The 17,865-nt window shown below is 37.7% G+C and carries 13 protein-coding genes and 1 tRNA gene; 5 read left to right on the top strand and 9 right to left on the bottom strand.

Translation table 11 applies throughout. The features are described from left to right. Positions 1-2: 2 nt before the first annotated feature. The 6 genes from P1K33_RS14470 to polA all read right to left on the bottom strand — a co-directional run bounded on the left by P1K33_RS14470 (position 3) and on the right by polA (position 8,967). Entirely contained in the window at positions 3-1,517 is a 1,515-nt protein-coding gene (locus P1K33_RS14470) for a hypothetical protein (protein WP_284653706.1), read from the bottom strand. A gap of 3 nt (positions 1,518-1,520) precedes the next feature. Beyond that, positions 1,521-2,888 carry a B12-binding domain-containing radical SAM protein gene (locus P1K33_RS14465; RefSeq protein ID WP_284653705.1) on the bottom strand — a complete coding sequence of 456 codons (1,368 nt, stop codon included), beginning with the start codon at positions 2,886-2,888 and terminating at the stop codon, positions 1,521-1,523. Further along, positions 2,885-3,661, bottom strand: coding sequence for a class I SAM-dependent DNA methyltransferase (locus tag P1K33_RS14460; RefSeq protein WP_284653704.1), 777 nt, complete (start codon positions 3,659-3,661; stop codon positions 2,885-2,887). The genes P1K33_RS14465 and P1K33_RS14460 overlap by 4 nt, the downstream gene beginning before the upstream one ends. Beyond that, on the bottom strand, positions 3,651-5,114 hold the full coding sequence (locus tag P1K33_RS14455) for a B12-binding domain-containing radical SAM protein (RefSeq protein ID WP_284653703.1): 1,464 nt from the start codon (positions 5,112-5,114) through the stop codon (positions 3,651-3,653). The genes P1K33_RS14460 and P1K33_RS14455 overlap by 11 nt, the downstream gene beginning before the upstream one ends. Beyond that, positions 5,107-6,009, bottom strand: coding sequence for a nucleotidyltransferase domain-containing protein (locus P1K33_RS14450; RefSeq protein ID WP_284653702.1), 903 nt, complete (start codon positions 6,007-6,009; stop codon positions 5,107-5,109). The genes P1K33_RS14455 and P1K33_RS14450 overlap by 8 nt, the downstream gene beginning before the upstream one ends. 93 nt (positions 6,010-6,102) lie before the next feature. Beyond that, a complete protein-coding gene (gene polA, locus P1K33_RS14445; RefSeq protein ID WP_284653701.1) occupies positions 6,103-8,967 on the bottom strand; it encodes a DNA polymerase I in 2,865 nt (954 codons plus the stop codon). Between the two features lie 135 nt (positions 8,968-9,102). Here polA and P1K33_RS14440 point away from each other — a divergent pair, with 135 nt between their 5' ends. Both P1K33_RS14440 and P1K33_RS14435 read left to right on the top strand, forming a co-directional pair. Beyond that, entirely contained in the window at positions 9,103-10,335 is a 1,233-nt protein-coding gene (locus P1K33_RS14440) for a metallophosphoesterase (RefSeq protein ID WP_284653700.1), read from the top strand. A gap of 75 nt (positions 10,336-10,410) precedes the next feature. Beyond that, complete coding sequence (locus P1K33_RS14435; protein WP_171221519.1) at positions 10,411-10,707, top strand: thioredoxin family protein; 297 nt, start codon at positions 10,411-10,413, stop codon at positions 10,705-10,707. Between the two features lie 39 nt (positions 10,708-10,746). Here the strand turns inward: P1K33_RS14435 and P1K33_RS14430 are convergent, their stop codons facing one another. Beyond that, entirely contained in the window at positions 10,747-11,379 is a 633-nt protein-coding gene (locus P1K33_RS14430) for a polysaccharide deacetylase family protein (protein WP_284653699.1), read from the bottom strand. Positions 11,380-11,448: 69 nt separating this feature from the next. Further along, entirely contained in the window at positions 11,449-14,727 is a 3,279-nt protein-coding gene (locus P1K33_RS14425; RefSeq protein WP_284653698.1) for a glycosyltransferase family 117 protein, read from the bottom strand. Between the two features lie 271 nt (positions 14,728-14,998). On the opposite strand from P1K33_RS14425, the gene P1K33_RS14420 reads away from it, so the two are divergent. Next, positions 14,999-15,069: transfer RNA gene (locus P1K33_RS14420), tRNA-Gln, on the top strand. A 53-nt stretch (positions 15,070-15,122) separates the two neighbouring features. Here the strand turns inward: P1K33_RS14420 and P1K33_RS14415 are convergent. Beyond that, on the bottom strand, positions 15,123-15,947 hold the full coding sequence (locus P1K33_RS14415; RefSeq protein ID WP_284653697.1) for a universal stress protein: 825 nt from the start codon (positions 15,945-15,947) through the stop codon (positions 15,123-15,125). 168 nt (positions 15,948-16,115) lie between these two features. On the opposite strand from P1K33_RS14415, the gene rimP reads away from it, so the two are divergent. Further along, entirely contained in the window at positions 16,116-16,583 is a 468-nt protein-coding gene (gene rimP / locus P1K33_RS14410) for a ribosome assembly cofactor RimP (RefSeq protein ID WP_284653696.1), read from the top strand. Positions 16,584-16,591: 8 nt separating this feature from the next. After that, positions 16,592-17,833: a transcription termination factor NusA gene (gene nusA, locus P1K33_RS14405; protein WP_121311938.1), complete on the top strand. Its 1,242-nt coding sequence runs from the start codon at positions 16,592-16,594 to the stop codon at positions 17,831-17,833. Positions 17,834-17,865 lie beyond the last annotated feature (32 nt).

Raw genomic sequence — 17,865 nt, 5'->3', positions numbered from 1 at the left:
AATTACCTTATTTTGGATACTTCATAGACGTTATAGTTTCCTTTTACAATATATGCACGGTCAAAATTTTCCAGAAAACGCACCTTTACTTCCTTGTTTAAATTTACCCAGACATTCCGCTTCGGATGATCAGTAAGCGGAAAATAGGAAACATAAACCGCCTGATTATAATCCGTCATAAAATTACAAACCATTTGCTGTACTTCGGCTTGATTTATTTTTTCGGCACAATCAAAATTCCAGCGGCAATAACCTTGGTAACTTTGGTTACACAAAAACCAAACTTTCTTCTCGAGATACGAACTGATGGTTGTACCATCGCAGGTTAAAGAAATTATGGGCAGTATATTCAGATGTTTCTCTTTTATAAAATCTACCGTTTCCTTTGACGAGGCAAACGGCCGACTATAATCCATCGCATAGGCTGTAATTCCGGAGCATAAATGAATCAGAAGGATTCCATAAACAATTGGTTTTTGGATTATGGCGACTTTAAATCGGTCTAAAATCGTTTTCAATTTATAGGAGTCTGAAGCGTAATAATGTTCAATCCACAATGCCATAATCATGATGATATAAGTCATGCCATGAAAACGAGTCGCTGCTCTCAGGGTTATGAAAAAGAAAATCTGCGTTCCAATTAAGGCCAAATAAACAAAAAACAGCGTCTTTTTACTTTTGAAAAAAAGAATCAAAGGCACAAGATAAATGAACAATCCTAAAGCCGAAGCCAATGGCCGATTGAGATTTACAATATAATTGAGATTCCAAAATTGCTCCGCCCTAAAATCGGGGATAACCACCAGTCCTTTGAAAAGTGAAATCATTCCTTTACTCCCTTTTTCAGGCAAGGGAATTTCGCTTATTGAGTTAAAAAACCAATTGGAATCGGTAGTTTGAAGTTGGATTCCCAAAGTCAGAACACCCAAACCAAAAATGAAATAACCAATATTGTATTGTTTACTGAACAACTGTCTGCTTTGATTGTTTTCATACAGAATTGACAAAAACAGGGCAAAGGCAATGACGGAAAACATCAAATGGACATTGGAAGCCAAAGCCAGATAAACACACAGGAGCACAAATTTTTCTTTTCGTTTTTCAAAAACAGAGCAGGCGAGAAACAGAAATAAAACACCCAAAATATAATTACGACTAATAAGATTGTACTCAAAAATCATAAAGTAGCCAAAGATAAAAAGTGCTTTAAAAGTCCAATTGAATGGTGCTTTCCGGAGAAATAAAAAGACAACCATAGTCGAAATCAAAATATGCAAAAACTGCATCCAAAACGGATTCAATGTAAATCGGGTTAAGCCATAAAGCAAAGTGTTCCAAAGAATCGGATGACCCTCATAACGCGTATTTTGGATCAATTCGATAAAAGAATTGCTGTCGCGCGCCAAGAGATAATGATGGGCTTCATCCAACCACAATTCGTGATGCAAAATACCAACAAAACTCACCACAAAATAAATGGCAGTAAGCAGTATCAGGTATGTGGTTTCTTTTTTCAAAGCTTATTTGTTAATTTTCATCAGGCCACTGGCCAGAATGGATTTGGTTTTCAATTTCAGGGCTTTCAGGCTATTCTTAGATGCTTTGTGAAATTCGACTTCATTCACCACTTTGCTCACCGCGTATTGATAGTATTTTCGGGAATAGGTTCGTTCAAAATCGATGTCTCTGTCGGTGGAAGTTTCCCAATCGGGTTGTGCTGTGATTTTATCTTCGATTTCGTTGTACAAACTTGTGCCTTTAATCGGATAGGCAACCGTAATCGTGTATAAAGTCGGATTGGCGTCTTTTAGATATTGAATGGTTTCCGTGATGTCTTTTTCGGTTTCACCCGGATAACCAAGCATGATAAAGGTTCCTGTTTCAATGCCCATTGCATTGGTATCCTGAATCACTTTTTTCACCTGATTGACATCCACGCGTCTGTCCATCGCATCGATGATGGTTTGCGAACCACTTTCGGCTCCAATCCAAATGCGGAAGCAGCCAATGTCTTTGAGCAATTGTAAAATCTCATCGTTCAGACGTTCGGCTCGGGTAATGCATTCAAACGGAATAATTGCCTCTTGCTTCAGCACTTCTTCCCGAAACGCAATCAGCCATTTGTGGCTCACTGTAAATACATCATCCACAAACCAAAGCGCATCGGGATTGTATTTTTCCTTTAGCATTTTCATTTCTTCAGCCACCAGATTTGCCGGACGGCGGCGATAACTTTGTCCGTAAACCGCGGTGCTGCACCATTTACAGGTGTAAGGACAACCACGCTGCGTGGAAATCGTCATCGAACTTTGTCCGTGATTGGTTTTCCAGGTTTCCAAATAGCTGTACATATTGATTGCCTCTCTGTTGGGCAACGGCAAATCGTCGAGTTCTTTGAACTTGGTTCGCGCCGGGGTTTGAATGGCTTCGCAGTTTTCGAGAAAAGCAATGCCGTTTACCTGTCGAAAATCACCATTGTTCATAATGGCATTGTACAATTCAAAAGTGGTTTCTTCGCCTTCGCCTATGACCAAAAAATCAGCGCCGGCTTTGAGGTAATTGTCCACATTATAAGTCACATCCGGACCGCCGAGCACAATTTTTGGGAAATTATAAGTATCAGTTTTTAGTATTTTAATCAGCCTGATGACTTCCACTTTGGTCATCAGATTGGTGTAAATGCAAATGACTTTGGGTTGTTTTTCTAAAATGAAATCGAGTTGTTCATTTTGGGAGGAAAACGTCGTGTCAAAAACATCGTTGTCTATATTTTTGTTTTTCAAATAAGCCGAAACATAAAGCAACCCTAACGGCGGATAGGGTTTCATGATCTTTTGTTCCTTCGGATCATCCGATAAATAATAAGCATGTGTGAATAAAATACTCATCGTTTTTGCAAAACTATAATGTAATGATCGGCATATTTTGAAAGTGATGAAATATTTTTAATACCTTGTTCCAATCGGTTTAAAAATCTCAGAATTCCTTTTTTGTTTTTAAAAAATCCATCCAAATAAGACGGAGGAACAAATAACCCAATCGGTTTTACCGCTATCGTTTCAAAATTAGCCTTGGCTAAATTTACGATATCTTTTGGGTTATAGTAATAAGTGGTAACATTTTCTCCGTCAACATGGGCAACAACACTTTCCTGTTTTCGTCTGGAAATATTTTTGAATTGGGCTTTCGCCAAAAAATAAAATCGTTCCCAAAGTGTATTTTTTGGCATAATAACCAAAACCATTTTTCCCTTTTCGGAAAGAATAGAGTTTATGTTCGTGAAAAAATGCTCCAACTCCGATTTTGACAGACAGTTAAGGCCTCCAAAGTTCGATAAGAGCATATCAAAATTTTTACCTTCAAAGGTTTTGGTAACAGCGTTGATATCGGTCGCGATAAAATTAAGATTATCAAAACTGCCTTTGCTCTTGGCAATGTCAATCATTCTAGGTGAAATATCAGTTGCCGTTATGGGCAATTTTTGTGTCGCCAGCCAAATCGCATCTTCACCGGTACCACAATTGATTTCAAGTATGTTTCGTACATTGCTTAAGTGCTTGGAAAGCTCAGTATGTACCAAAGCACGCTGCATTCTTCCTATTCGGGTATGGCTAAATGTTCTATCATAATTGGCTGCAGCCTTGTCAAAACTAGCTTCCATTTTGTTGTAGTTTTTTTAGCGAAAGCGTATCCAAAAACGCACTCGGAATATAATAACCCAATTTAGCAATTGATTTTAAATGGGCTGCAGAAATTGAGGAAGGTTTTGCAAATAGTTGCTTCAGGTTTTGAAAGCCTTGTTGTTTTCTGAATTCTTTGTGGACAAAACGCTGGAGTTTTCGGTAGTAATTGGATTTATAAGTACCGTGAAACATCATTTCAAAATCATCTGAATCGGTCCAGTTGGATTTGAGTTTCAAATCGTCTTTGACTTTGTCATAAAACTTGGTTCCCGGCAACGGATACGAAACCGAAATCCCAATATTGTCCGGCATCAGTTCTTTGACCATGGCAATCGTTTTTTGAATGTCTTCCTGGTTTTCGTCTAAATAACCAAACTGAAGAAAGAACGCCACGCGTATTTTTTTGTCTTTCAAAATTTGTGTAGCCTGATAAATCTGCTCTACGGTCGTGCCTTTGTCCATCGCATCGAGGATTTTTTGCGAAGCGCTTTCTGCACCAACCCAAACTTCCTCCAAACCGGATTCGGCCAGGCAATCAATGGTATCTTCCTTCAAAAGCAAATCAACGCGGCTTTGGATATAATAACTGATTTTTAAGTTTTGGTCTTTTAATTTGGCATTGAATTCCTGAACCCAATTGGGCTTTAACCCAAAAATATCATCGCACATCCAAAAACGGGTCACGCCAAAATTTTCCTTTAAAAAGGCAATTTCCTTAACAATGTATTCCGGAGAATGCGCATTGTAGCGATTGCCATAAATCGGTTTGGCGCACCAGTTGCATTTATACGGGCAACCACGGGTTGTGGCAATGTTTAAGGTAAAAGGCTGACCGCTTTGTTTCCAAATGTTGCGATAGCTTTCCATATCGACCAAATCCCAGGCCGGCAAAGGCAATTCGTCTAAGTTCTGAAGCACTTCGCGTTTCGGATTGACCCGAGTTTTATTGTCTTTTCGGAATACGATGCCTTTAATGTCTTCAAAAGTATTTTGAGTTTCTAAAGCGTTTATCAATTCCAATAATGAAATTTCGCCTTCGCCCTGAAGGATATAATCGGCGCCCATTTTAAGGTAATCAGCATAATGATCTGTCGAATCCGAACTGCAGACAATGACTGTACAGTGGTAGATTTTTCCCAAACGAATCATCTCAAAACAAGCCTCACGCATATTGGTCAGGCACATTTTGGTCAGGTAGTTGAAACCATCATCATAAACCACCAGATAATTCGGTTTTGATGATTTCAAAATGGATTCAATTGTATTTGGACTATCTAATAAATTGGTGTCAAAAAGAGAAACTGTATAACCGTTTTTTCGCAATAAAGAAGCCGCATAAAGTGTTCCCAAAGGCGGAAAAGGCGTTTTGTTTTTCCATTGCTTAGGGTCGAGTTTATAATAATAGGAATGCGAAAAAAGTATGTTAGACATGTTCTTTTGCTAAATTGATATTGAAATTATGACTAACTTCTTCAATCTTATTGTTCAAATCCAATATCACTTTCTTTTGAAAGTGTGATGGATGGTGTTTGGAGACATTTTTGGTTGATTTCAACGCAATTTTAAAATCTTCTTCGGTCATCATTCGGAATTTTGCTTTCCATTTACTGAGCGTTATTTTTTTGAAACCATTGTCAATAAATTCTCCAACATGATTGCCAAATATAAATTCGATAGATTTCGTGGCTAACGGTTTTTCAAAATTGGGCACCAAAGACAAGTCTGGGCTGAATTTTTTAAAATAGTCGTTAACCCAATGGTTCTTTTGGAAAAAATCTTCAAAAACCGATTTTCCCTGCATCGGAATCAAGGTTTTTAGTTCGGTTGCGGTGAATCGATTCTTTTCTTCGATTTCCAATTGGCTGGTGGAAATAAAATAATTGATGCAAAAATACTTGCGCGAATTGAGCAGGAATATTTTTTTATACAGCATCAAAAAAGTTCGGCAAAGCCAAAGTTTATTCGGCTCGGTGACGACAAAGAAATCAATATCACTTCCGTTATCATAATAACCTTTGGATAACGAACCCGAAACGCCAACGGCTTTTACAAAAGGGAATTTGGCAATAAATTTAGCTTTCTGGCGCGCAATTTTAAGCGCTCTTCCGGCATACATATTGCCGCGAAGTCTTTTGATGACCGAATCCAAATCGCTTCCATAAACATAGAAATCATCCACTTTGATGAGGATTTTTTCCTCGATCAGGTGTTGCAGTTCTCTTTCAGTATCCGAAATTGATTCATAGTTGGTGTAACTATGGATTTCTTCTATTTTTAGCGGATACCTAAAGATTGAAAAATAGAGTATTGTTTTTAGTGTTTCCAAAATTCATAGCATTTTTTGGTACCTTAAAATTACTAATTTTTTTTAACCTGACTATTGAAATTTGGCGATGTTTACCTATTGTCAACCCCAAAATTAATGTGCTTCGAGCCAATCTTTACCGGTTCCTAACTCTACATCCAGCGGTACATCTAACTTGAACGCGTTTTCCATTTCGTGTTTGATCATCGGTTTGATTTTTTCCAATTCTGAGTTGTGCACATCAAAAACAAGCTCATCGTGTACCTGTAACAGCATTTTTGATTTCCAATTTTCCGAAGTCAGCTTCTTATGAATGTTAATCATCGCAATTTTGATAATGTCGGCCGCGCTTCCCTGAATCGGTGCATTGACTGCATTTCGTTCTGCTGCACCGCGAACAACAGCGTTCGCCGAATTGATGTCTTTTAAATAACGACGTCTTCCCAAAACCGTTTGCACATAACCGTTCTGACGCGCAAAATCGACTTGTTCCGACATATACGATTTCAGCTTCGGATAGGTTTTGTAATAAGCATCAATCAAGGCCGCACTTTCACTTCGCGAAAGCGAGGTTTGGTTGCTCAATCCAAAAGCAGAAACCCCATAAATAATCCCGAAGTTTACCGTTTTGGCATTGCTTCGTTGTTCTTTGGTCACTTCTTCCAAAGCTACATTGAATACTTTCGCGGCTGTGCTTCGGTGAATGTCTTCGTTGTTCTGGAAAGCCTTAATCATATTTTCTTCGCCGGATAAAGCGGCAATAATCCTCAATTCTATCTGCGAGTAATCGGCAGAAAGTAGAGTGTAATTTTCGTCTCGGGCAATGAATGCTTTTCTGATTAAGCGCCCGCGTTCGGTACGAATCGGAATGTTTTGCAGGTTTGGATTATTCGAACTCAAACGACCGGTTGCCGCAACGGTTTGCATATAATCGGTATGCACGCGCTGCGTTTTCGAATCGACCTGGTTTGGCAACGCCTCGATATAAGTGCTTTGCAGTTTTACCATTTGACGCCAATCCAAAATATCTTTTACGATTTGGTGTTCGTTGGCCAAATAACTCAAGACTTCTTCACCGGTAGCATATTGTCCGGTTTTGGTTTTCTTTTGTTTGGCACCGCCGATTTTCATTTTGTCAAACAGCACTTCACCCAATTGTTTTGGCGAAGCCAGATTGAATTTCTCCCCAGCAGTTTCGTATATTTTTTGCTCGAATAAATTGATTTCTTTCTGCATATCAACCGACATTGATTTTAAGAAATCAACATTCAGGCGAATGCCTTCGGTTTCCATGGCGGCAAGCACAGAAATCAACGGGATTTCGATTTCTTCGAATAGTTTTTTGGTTTCGGCTTTGTCTAAAATCGGGCTGAAAATATGTTTTAACTGTAACGTAATATCGGCGTCTTCCGCGGCATATTCCTTGATGTCTTCCAAAGGCACATCGCGCATGGACAATTGTCCTTTTCCTTTTTTACCGATTAAGGTTTCAATGGATTTAGGCGAATATTTCAGATAGGTTTCAGATAAAACATCCATATTGTGACGCATATCAGGATTGATCAGATAATGCGCAATCATGGTGTCAAATAATTTTCCTTTTACGGTTATGCCATAATTGGATAAAATCTTCAAATCGTATTTGATGTTTTGGCCAATCTTTTCAATGGTTTCGCTTTCAAAAAACGGTTTGAATTTATCAGCCAATGCTTGTGCTTCTTCTTGATTTTCCGGAAACGGAACATAGAACGCTTTCCCTTTTTCAAATGCAAATGACATACCGACCAATTCTGCGTGAAGCGTATCAATTCCGGTAGTTTCGGTGTCAAAACACACTGATGTTTGGTTCATCAGGTTTTGCAGAAATAATTTTGTGCCTAATTCTCCCTGAATAATGGTATAATTGTGATCTGTATTTTCTAAGGTAGCATAATAGGAGTGATGCTTTGGTTCATCGCCGTCTTCATCGGAAAAGCCAAATAAATCAAATTGGTCTTCATTGGTTTTCTTGGCGGGTGCTTTTTTAGCCGGTTGTGGCGTTTCTCCATTTTCACTGCCATTTCCATTGGTGTCGATTTCGTCGTATTCTTTTCCGGTGCCAAAATATTTATCGAATTGTGCCTTCATTTGGCGGAACTCCAATTCCATGAACAAGGCATCGGTTTTTTCAACGTCAGGTTTGGACAACTCAAAATCCTCGGCGTTAAAGGTTACCGGGCAATCCAAAAGGATTCTTGCCAGTTTTTTAGACAGTATGCCGAGTTCCTTGTTGTTTTCAATTTTGTCTTTTAGTGCGCCTTTGAGTTTATCTGTGTTTTCCAAAAGGTTTTCCATGCTGCCGAATTCCTTCAATAGTTTTTTGGCGGTTACTTCACCAACGCCAGGAAATCCAGGAATATTATCGGCAGAATCGCCCATCATTCCCAAATAATCAATGACTTGTAATGGATCTTCGATCTCGAATTTGGCCAATACTTCGGGTACGCCCCAAATTTCAATGTCGTTCCCCAAACGCGCGGGTTTGTACATAAAAATATTTTCGGAAACCAATTGGGCAAAATCCTTATCGGGCGTTACCATAAAAACCTGAAAGCCTTCTTTTTCGGCTTGTTTGGCCAAAGTCCCAATCAAATCATCGGCTTCAAAACCAGCTTTTTCCATAATTGGAATATGCATCGCCTGTAGCAATTGTTGGATATAAGGAACGGCGATTTTAATCGCTTCCGGAGTTTCGTCACGATTGGCTTTGTATTCCTGGTACATTTCGTAGCGGTAATCGCTTCCGCCTTTGTCAAATGCCACAGCCAAATGGTCGGGTTTTTCGCGTTTAATAACATCCATCAAAGAGTTCATAAAGCCGATAATGGCTGAGGTATCCATTCCTTTCGAATTGATACGTGGATTTTTGATAAAAGCATAATAGCCGCGAAAAATTAAGGCATAAGCGTCGAGCAGGAAAAGGCGTTTTTGTTGTGACATTTTGGAAAAAAATTATAAAGTGTAAATGTAGCGAAACTTTGAATTCTGAAGAAGAGAAATATTTTAGTTAAATTTAGTTAAATCGGGAATAATTATGTTTTGTTTATTCGTTATTTTGTTAAAAATTTTAAATCAATGGTTCGTTGGGTTGTTTTTATCATAGTCATCTCTATTATAGAGTTTTATACTTTTCAGGCTTTTAAAACAGTAACCAAAATAAAGTGGATATTGTATCTTTATCAAATCACTTCGCTGGTTACGGTTATTTATATCATCTACCAATTTACCCAATTTGACAGAAGCATCGGCCAGACCAGGCAGACGCTGATAACGCTTGGACTTTTATTGTTACTGGTGATTCCCAAATTGATTATCACTTTTTCACTGCTTCTGGAAGACATTTACAGGCTTTTTTCGGGTTCAATCACTTATTTCATGGGTGACAACAGCACAGGTAATTTTTTACCTGAAAGAAGAAAATTTGTCAGCCAGATTGCTTTAGCATTGGCCGCAGTTCCTTTTACTTCGTTGCTGTATGGAATGACCAAAGGGAAATACAATTTCAGGGTGATTAAACAGACTCTGTTTTTCCCGGATTTACCGGAAGATTTTGACGGATTTACGATTACACAGATTTCAGATGTTCACAGCGGGAGTTTTGATAATCCGGAAAAAATTCAGTACGCTGTTGATTTAATCAACGAACAAAAAACCGATTTGATGTTGTTTACCGGTGACATTGTAAATACCCATGCGACAGAAATGCATCCATGGATTGATACTTTTAATAAGATTGACAATCACGAGTATGGTAAATATGCGGTTTTAGGAAACCATGATTATGGTGAATACGTTGATTGGCCATCGCAAGCGGCAAAGGATAAAAATTTCAAGGACATTAAAGCTTTATACGGAATGATTGGTTTTGATTTGTTGTTGAATCAGCATACTAAAATCAAAAAAGGGGAAAGCGAAATTGCTTTGGTTGGCGTAGAAAATTGGGGAAAAAAATTCAAACAAGCCGGCGATTTAAATAAAGCTTCAGAAGGATTAACCCAAGAAGATTTTAAAATCTTGATGAGTCATGATCCAAGCCACTGGGAATATGAAGTAAAAAATCACGACAAGAATTTCCAATTGACACTTTCAGGTCATACACACGGATTGCAATTCGGAATTGAAATTCCGGGAATTATCAAATGGAGTCCGGTGGAATATGTTTACAAACAATGGGCTGGATTGTATGAAAATGTAGGGCGATATATTTATGTAAACCGCGGATTAGGGTTTCATGCGTATCCCGGCAGAGTTGGGATTTGGCCAGAAATAACTGTTTTTGAACTAAAAAAAGGGGAAAAAGTAGCATAATTAGTTAAAAATGCTACATTTGTGGTTTAATGTTTCTTTTTCTTTTGGAAAAGAAGGTAAAATTATTTTGGTTTTATGTCAAAATTTGGAGAATTAATCAACGCTCAAGTGCCTGTGTTAATTGACTTTTACACAGAATGGAACGAATCTTCAGTGTCCATGCATCCTGTTATCAGAGATGTAGCAGCTGCGCTTGGTGACAAGGCAAAAGTGATCAAAATTGATGTAGATAAGAATCAGGAGTTAGCCGATGCGTTGCGTATCAAAGGTTTGCCAACCTTGATGATTTACAAAGATGGTCAAATGGTTTGGAGACAATCGGGTGAATTGGATGCCAACAGCATCATTGCTTTGGTTCAGGATCAATTGTAACCCTTCGACTGCGCTCAGGATGACAATTAGGAATTTGACCTAGTTTATTTTTTCACAAACAAATCCTTTTTCGTTTAAGTATTCTAAAGTTTTTGGTAAAACGTACTCGAGGTTTTTCCAGGCTTTTATGCTGTCGTGAAATACGATAATACTTCCACTTTCTATATTTTTCAATACATTGTCCAGGCATTTTTCAGGCGAAATGGTTTGGTCAAAATCCATGCTAATAATATCCCACATGATTATTTTGTACCCCAGTTTTCTCAGCGCTTTGGACTGGGAAGGTTTTATTTTGCCGTATGGCGGACGAAATAAAGTTGTCGAAGAATGGTGAATGGTGAATTGTGAATTACAAAGCTGGGTGTTTTCTATGTAGTCTTCCAAGGGAGTTTTCCAGCCTTTGAGATGGTTAAAAGTGTGGTTGCCGATAGCATGACCATTATCGATTACTTTTTGAAAAACTTCGGGATGCTTTTCAATGTTGTTGCCGATACAAAAGAAGGTGGCTTTCGCCTTGTGCTTTTTTAATTGTGCCAAAGTCCATTCGGTGACTTCAGGAATCGGGCCATCATCAAAAGTGAGGAATACTTTTTTTTCATTATTGGGTATTTCCCAAATATATTTTGGAAAAATAGTCTTTGCGAAACGGTTTGTTTTTACCCATAAACTCATAGGCTAAATATAAAAAAAATGTGCCAACCTAAAGAAATAGATCAGCACATTTTAGCACGGTAAATTATTTTATTCTAAATCTCTTCCGAAACGGGTAAATCGTTGTACAAAAGAGTTGAAAACAGGTTTGTTTTTATTGTAAAACTCCAAATCTCCACGGTCTTTCATTACAATCAGCAAACTTCTATAACGCTCAATATCGGTGATGATATCAGTCGCAATTCCATTTTGAATTGAAGGTTGAATTCCGGCATAGTATTTTAAGTTCTGTTTGTATTTGGTCATCAATCTTTCCAGGACTTCACGGGCTTTGGCTTTTTCGCCAATTTCATAATAACCACCAATGAATGGCTCCACCATCGTGTAGTATCCGTAATAATCCATCGGCATTTTGGTCATGGCCAAATCGATTACTTTTTTGGCTTTGTCTTTCTTGCCTTCATTGATCAATTGTTCCATCAATCGGGACATATTGGTTCGATAGGAAATACTGTTTTTACGGGTTTCAGGATCGTGATAAATGCTGGTGCTTTCACCATTGCCCCAATTCCATTTCATCACCAAATCATACATTTTCTCGCTGTCGATTTGTCCCATGTCATAAGGATTTTCTTTGTCGATAGGCGTTTTGATCGGCACCAATTTGTAAACCAAACCGTCTAGTTGCAAGTAATCTTTCATCCAAAGATAATCGTCATCTCCAAAGCTTCCTCCGGTGAAATAAACCGGTCTTTTCCAATTGTTATTGGCCAAAACATCCAACATCATCAGACGATTCTTGTACATCGCACTTCCTTTGATATCTAAGTCGATGTAAGGAACAATTGAGTCATTGTAAATTGGGTCAACCACTTTATTCCTGATGATGGTGTTTTTATCTACCGGAATTCTGATTTTGTTCGTTGGATAATAATGAATCGTTTGTCCGTTTTGCAAATCAATCGTAGATTTTGGCAATTTGATAAAATCGATAAAGCCTTTAATGTCCCAACGGGCATCTGTCTTCGGAATATGAGCCACATAATCTAACTTGTCTCCAACATATTCATTATGGGTAAATGAAATTGGCAAACCATCAGATTTATAGGTTTTGAATTTCATCTGGTCGATATACCAATCGGTCATAAACAGGCTGGTGTTTACGATTTTAATATCGGTCCTGATGCCTTCAATTTCCTGTGCATACCAAAGCGGGAAAGTATCATTATCTCCGATGGTGAAAAGGATGGCGTTTTGGTCACAAGATTCCAGATAGTTCTTCGCCATGGCGATGGCAGTGTATTTGTTTGAACGATCGTGATCATCCCAGTTTTGCGAAGCCATTAAAACCGGCGTAGCCAAAAGACAGGCTGTAATGACTACCGGTCCAACAATTTTCGATTTGATATAATCGGAGATGATTTCGTAAATGGCATACACCCCAAAACCAATCCAAAGTGCAAAAACATAGAAAGAACCGACTAAGGCATAATCTCTTTCCCTTGGTTCAAAAGGTCTTTCGTTCAGGTATATTTTAAGTGCAAATCCGGTGAATAGGAACAAAACCAGCAACACATAAAAGCTTTTTAAGTCTCTTTGTGCATGGTACATCAACCCGATTAAGCCAATGATAAACGGTAAGAAATAATACAGGTTTCGGCCTTTGTTATTCAATACGTCATCCGGTAGGTTTTCCTGTGTTCCTTTGCCCAGATGCACTTCGTCAATAAATTTGATTCCGCTCAACCAGTTTCCGTCGAGGTTGTCATATTTGCCCTGAATATCATTTTGTCTTCCAACGAAATTCCACAACAAATACCTTCCGTACATGTAGCCAAATTGGTATTCTATCATAAAGCTGATATTGTCCCAGGTTGAAGGTTTTTCAACGATAAGATAATCACTGTATTTTTTCAGGAATGAAACATAATCTGCGTTGTCAATTTGTTTTTGTTCGTAAGCCGTCTTGAATTCATTGATGTTTTTTTGCATCTCTTCTTTCAACTGGCCAACGGCCTGCATTACCTGTTCTTCGCTTAGACTGTCAATGTTAACACCATATTGAGCCAAGTCTTCTTCATAAGGATAGTTTTGGTTCAGTTTGAATTTAGGCGGACCAGTAAATTCAATATAGTTTTCAATATGATCTGTACTCCAAAGACGCGGAAGAACTGCTTTTTGATTGTCATCGGTATTTTGTTCAGCGTTTTTGTAGTTGTTTACAATAACATATTTTCCGGTTCTATAATCTCTTTCGTAGTTAGGTGCTTTGTCTAAATAAGGTTGATCTTCATCTAATCCGGCAAAAGTATCGGTGTATTGTGGTCCGTAAAACAAAGGATTCACACCATATTGTTCACGATTGTAATAAGCCAAAACCTCGGCAGCATCAGAAGGTTTGTTTTCATTGATGACCACATTGGCATTGGCACGAATCGGTAACATCATCCAGGTGGAAAAACCAACCAATACAAAAAGTATGCACAGCAATGCCGTATTGTAAAACGGATGTCCTTTTTCACGGGTATATTTTAATCCGAAGTAGAAAAACACAATAATCAATATGGTTGAAAAGATCGTTCCTGAATTGAAAGGCAGACCGATGCTGTTCACCATAAAGATTTCCATTTTTCCAAAGAAAGCAAGTGTGTATGGTAATAATAATTTGAAAATAAACAACAGCACTGCCACAATAATTACATTGGCAATAAGGAAACTTTTAATGGTAACAGTTTTATAATTTTTGAAGTAATATAAAAACCCAATCGCAGGAATGGTCAATAAAGCCATAAAGTGAACTCCGAAAGAAAGTCCGACAATTAGTGAAATCAATAACAGCCAACGGTTGCCTTTTGGTGTGTGCATATCTTGTTCCCAACGCAAGCCAAGCCAAAACAACAGGGCTATAAATAATGATGCCATAGCATATACCTCGGCTTCAACGGCATTGAACCAAAAACTATCGGAAAAAGTCAAGGCCAGCGAACCAACCATTGAACTTCCAAGGATTACAATGGCTTTGTCTTTGTTTATTTCGGTATAGGAAGAAACAATTTTTCTCAATAAAATAGAGGAAGACCAGAACATAAACAGGATGGTAAATGCACTCGAAAACACAGACATCATATTTACCATCAAGGCTACAGTTTCCTTATTTGTGGCAAACATGGCAAAGAAAGCGCCTAAAATCTGAAACAATGGTGCGCCCGGTGGATGCCCAACCTCCAATTTAGCAGCGGTAGCAATGTATTCGCCACAATCCCAAAAACTCATGGTAGGTTCTACGGTTAGCGAAAAAGTAATTAAGGAAATCGCAAAGGCTGTCCATCCTAAAATGGTATTCCACTTGTTGAAGTTAAAATTCATCATATAAGTATGAAATGAAGGGGTTTTATTTATGGTTACAAAGAAACTATTTTTTTTAACGCAATTAAACGTGGCTTAACAAAATTTTCTCAAAAGGATAACGAATTAATTACAAGTTTATTATGAACGGATATTGCGATTTTCCAAATCAAGTATTTAATTTTTTCTGCGAATTGTTTGTGTAAAATAAAATTTGTTCTAAATTTGCACTCGCATTAAGCAAAACGGCAGTTTCACAGGATACTGCTGATAATATTGCTAAGTGAAGGAAAGCTGGTCTATGGTGTAATGGTAACACAACTGTTTTTGGTGCAGTCTTTCTAGGTTCGAGTCCTAGTAGACCAACAGAAAAAGCCTCTCAAATTGAGAGGCTTTTTTGTTTTTATATTATTTGGTCTTTAAATTTTAAAAGTAACTACCGGTCTCAGCGCGTGATTTACTAAATCTTCACTGATGCTTCCGTTGAAGAAATGAGATAGTCCTTTACGGCCATGGGTACTCATTCCGATTAAATCAGCATTAATGTGATTGGCAAAATTCAGGATGCCGCTTTCAACATTAACATCATTATAAATGTGCGTTGAAAATTTGTTGATAGTGAAACCAGAAACGAAATTGTTCATAATCTCTTTGGCAATATGAGTTGGTTTAAAACTGCTTGGAGTGTTAATCATTACCAAATGCAACTCAGCATCCAGTTTGTTGGCAAATTCAACCGCTTTTTTGAAAGGTGCTTTTATCTCATCTGAAAAGTCAGAAGCAAATACAAACTTATCTACATTAAAATTACCTTGGTCTTTTTTAACTACCAAAACCGGTGTTTCAGAAAAACGAACCACTTTTTCAGCATTAGAACCAATAAACATTTCCTTAAAACCGCTTGCGCCGTGAGAACCCATAACAATTAAGTCCACTTCGTTTTTTTTGCTGATATTCATGATGCCGTTGAAAGCCAATTCAAATTGAATGATTTCTGAAACTTTCAAACCTTCAAGACTTGGGTCATCCATTAAATTTTCCAATCTGGTTATGGCAGCATTTTTGAAAAGCATGATTTCAGGTATGTCATGGCCACTTCCTACAGCGTCACTGCCTTGATGAGGTAATTCTAACATGTGAAGAAGGAAAATTTCTCCGCCGTTTTTTCTGGCTATTTGAGCCGCAACTTTTAATGCGTATCCGGCGTGTTCTGAAAAGTCTGTTGGGACTAAGATTTTTTTCATAATAAAAAAAGTAAATTTTGGATAGGATATATTAACACAATAAAGATATTATTTTTTTTTGATTTGGCAATGGTTTTTGATTTATAAAAAAATAACTATATTTGCACCGTTATTTACCATTTAAACTAAATAATGAGGGAAGCACTGCTTCCCTCTTTTTATACAAATATGACATTTAAAGAGAAAGTTTCGAATTTATTGGAAGAAGGATTACTAGAAAATCCGACGTTATTCCTTGTAGATTTAAGCATTTTAGAGAGTTACAAAATTACCGTAACTTTGGATGGCGATAATGGTGTAACTTTGCAGGACTGTATTGACATCAGTCGTGTGATTGAAAACAACCTGGATCGCGAGGAACAGGATTTTTCATTGGAAGTGGCTTCGGCCGGAGTTTCAACTCCGCTAAAACTGGTTAGGCAATACAAAAAGAATATTGGCAGAACAGTAAGAGTAAAAACTGCTACTGAAACCATAGAAGCAAAATTAGAAGCAGCTTCAGAAGAAAGCATTACGCTTTCCTGGACTGCAAGAGAACCGAAAAAAATAGGAAAAGGAAAAGAAACGGTGGAACACAAACGCGAAATTCCTTATTCAGAAATAAAAGAAGCAATTGTTATTATAATATTTAATTAAAGTTTGGCATGGAAAATATTGCATTAATCGAGTCATTTTCAGAGTTTAAAGATGATAAACTTATTGATCGAGTAACGCTTATGGCGATTTTGGAGGATGTATTTAGAAACGCATTAAAGAAAAAATACGGTTCTGATGATAATTTTGACATCATTATCAATCCTGATAAAGGTGATATGGAGATTTGGAGAAGAAGAATTGTCGTTGCCGATGATGATTTAGATTTAGAAAACGAAGAAATCACCCTGACTGATGCCAGAAAAATCGAACCCGATTTTGAAATCGGTGAAGAAGTTTCTGAAGAAGTAAAATTAATCGATTTAGGAAGAAGAGCGATTTTGGCTTTGCGTCAAAACCTCATTTCTAAAATCCACGAACACGATAACACAAATCTTTACAAACAATTTAAAGATTTAATTGGCGAAATTTATACTGCCGAAGTTCACCATGTTCGTCCAAGAGTTGTAATTTTGGTCGATGATGAAGGAAACGAAATCGTGTTGCCAAAAGAAAAACAAATCCCGTCTGACTTTTTCCGCAAAGGAGATAATGTTCGCGGTATCATTGAAAGTGTTGAATTGAAAGGGAATAAGCCACAAATCATCATGTCGAGAACGGCTGATAAATTTTTGGAGAAATTATTCGAACAGGAAATTCCGGAAGTTTTTGATGGTTTGATTATGATTAAGAAAGTAGTGAGAATTCCTGGTGAAAAAGCAAAAGTAGCCGTTGATTCTTATGATGACAGAATTGACCCTGTTGGTGCTTGTGTTGGGATGAAAGGGTCACGTATTCACGGTATCGTTCGTGAATTAGGAAACGAAAACATCGACGTAATCAACTACACCAGTAACTTACAGTTGTATATTACAAGAGCCTTGAGCCCTGCCAAAGTATCTTCAGTTAAAATTGACGAAGAGAAAAAGAGAGCTGAAGTATTCTTGAAATTAGAAGAAGTTTCTAAAGCGATTGGTCGTGGCGGTCACAACATCAAATTGGCTGGTTTGTTAACCGGTTATGAATTAGACGTAATCAGAGAAGGAAGCGCTATCGAAGAAGATGACGTTGAATTAACAGAGTTCTCAGATGAAATCGATGGATGGGTAATCGACGAATTTGCCAAAATCGGATTGGATACTGCAAGAAGCATCCTGAATCAAGATGTTGCTGATTTAGTGAGAAGAACCGATTTAGAGGAAGAAACCATTTTAGAAGTAATAAGAATATTGAAAGAAGAGTTTGAGGACTAATTCTTTCGCCAAAATAGATAAACATTAAAAAG

Origin of the sequence: Flavobacterium terrisoli (assembly GCF_030167905.1) — a bacterium.
GTDB lineage: Bacteria > Bacteroidota > Bacteroidia > Flavobacteriales > Flavobacteriaceae > Flavobacterium > Flavobacterium terrisoli.
Note: the sequence above shows the minus strand (reverse complement) of the source record. Positions and strands in the feature narration are given on the sequence as shown.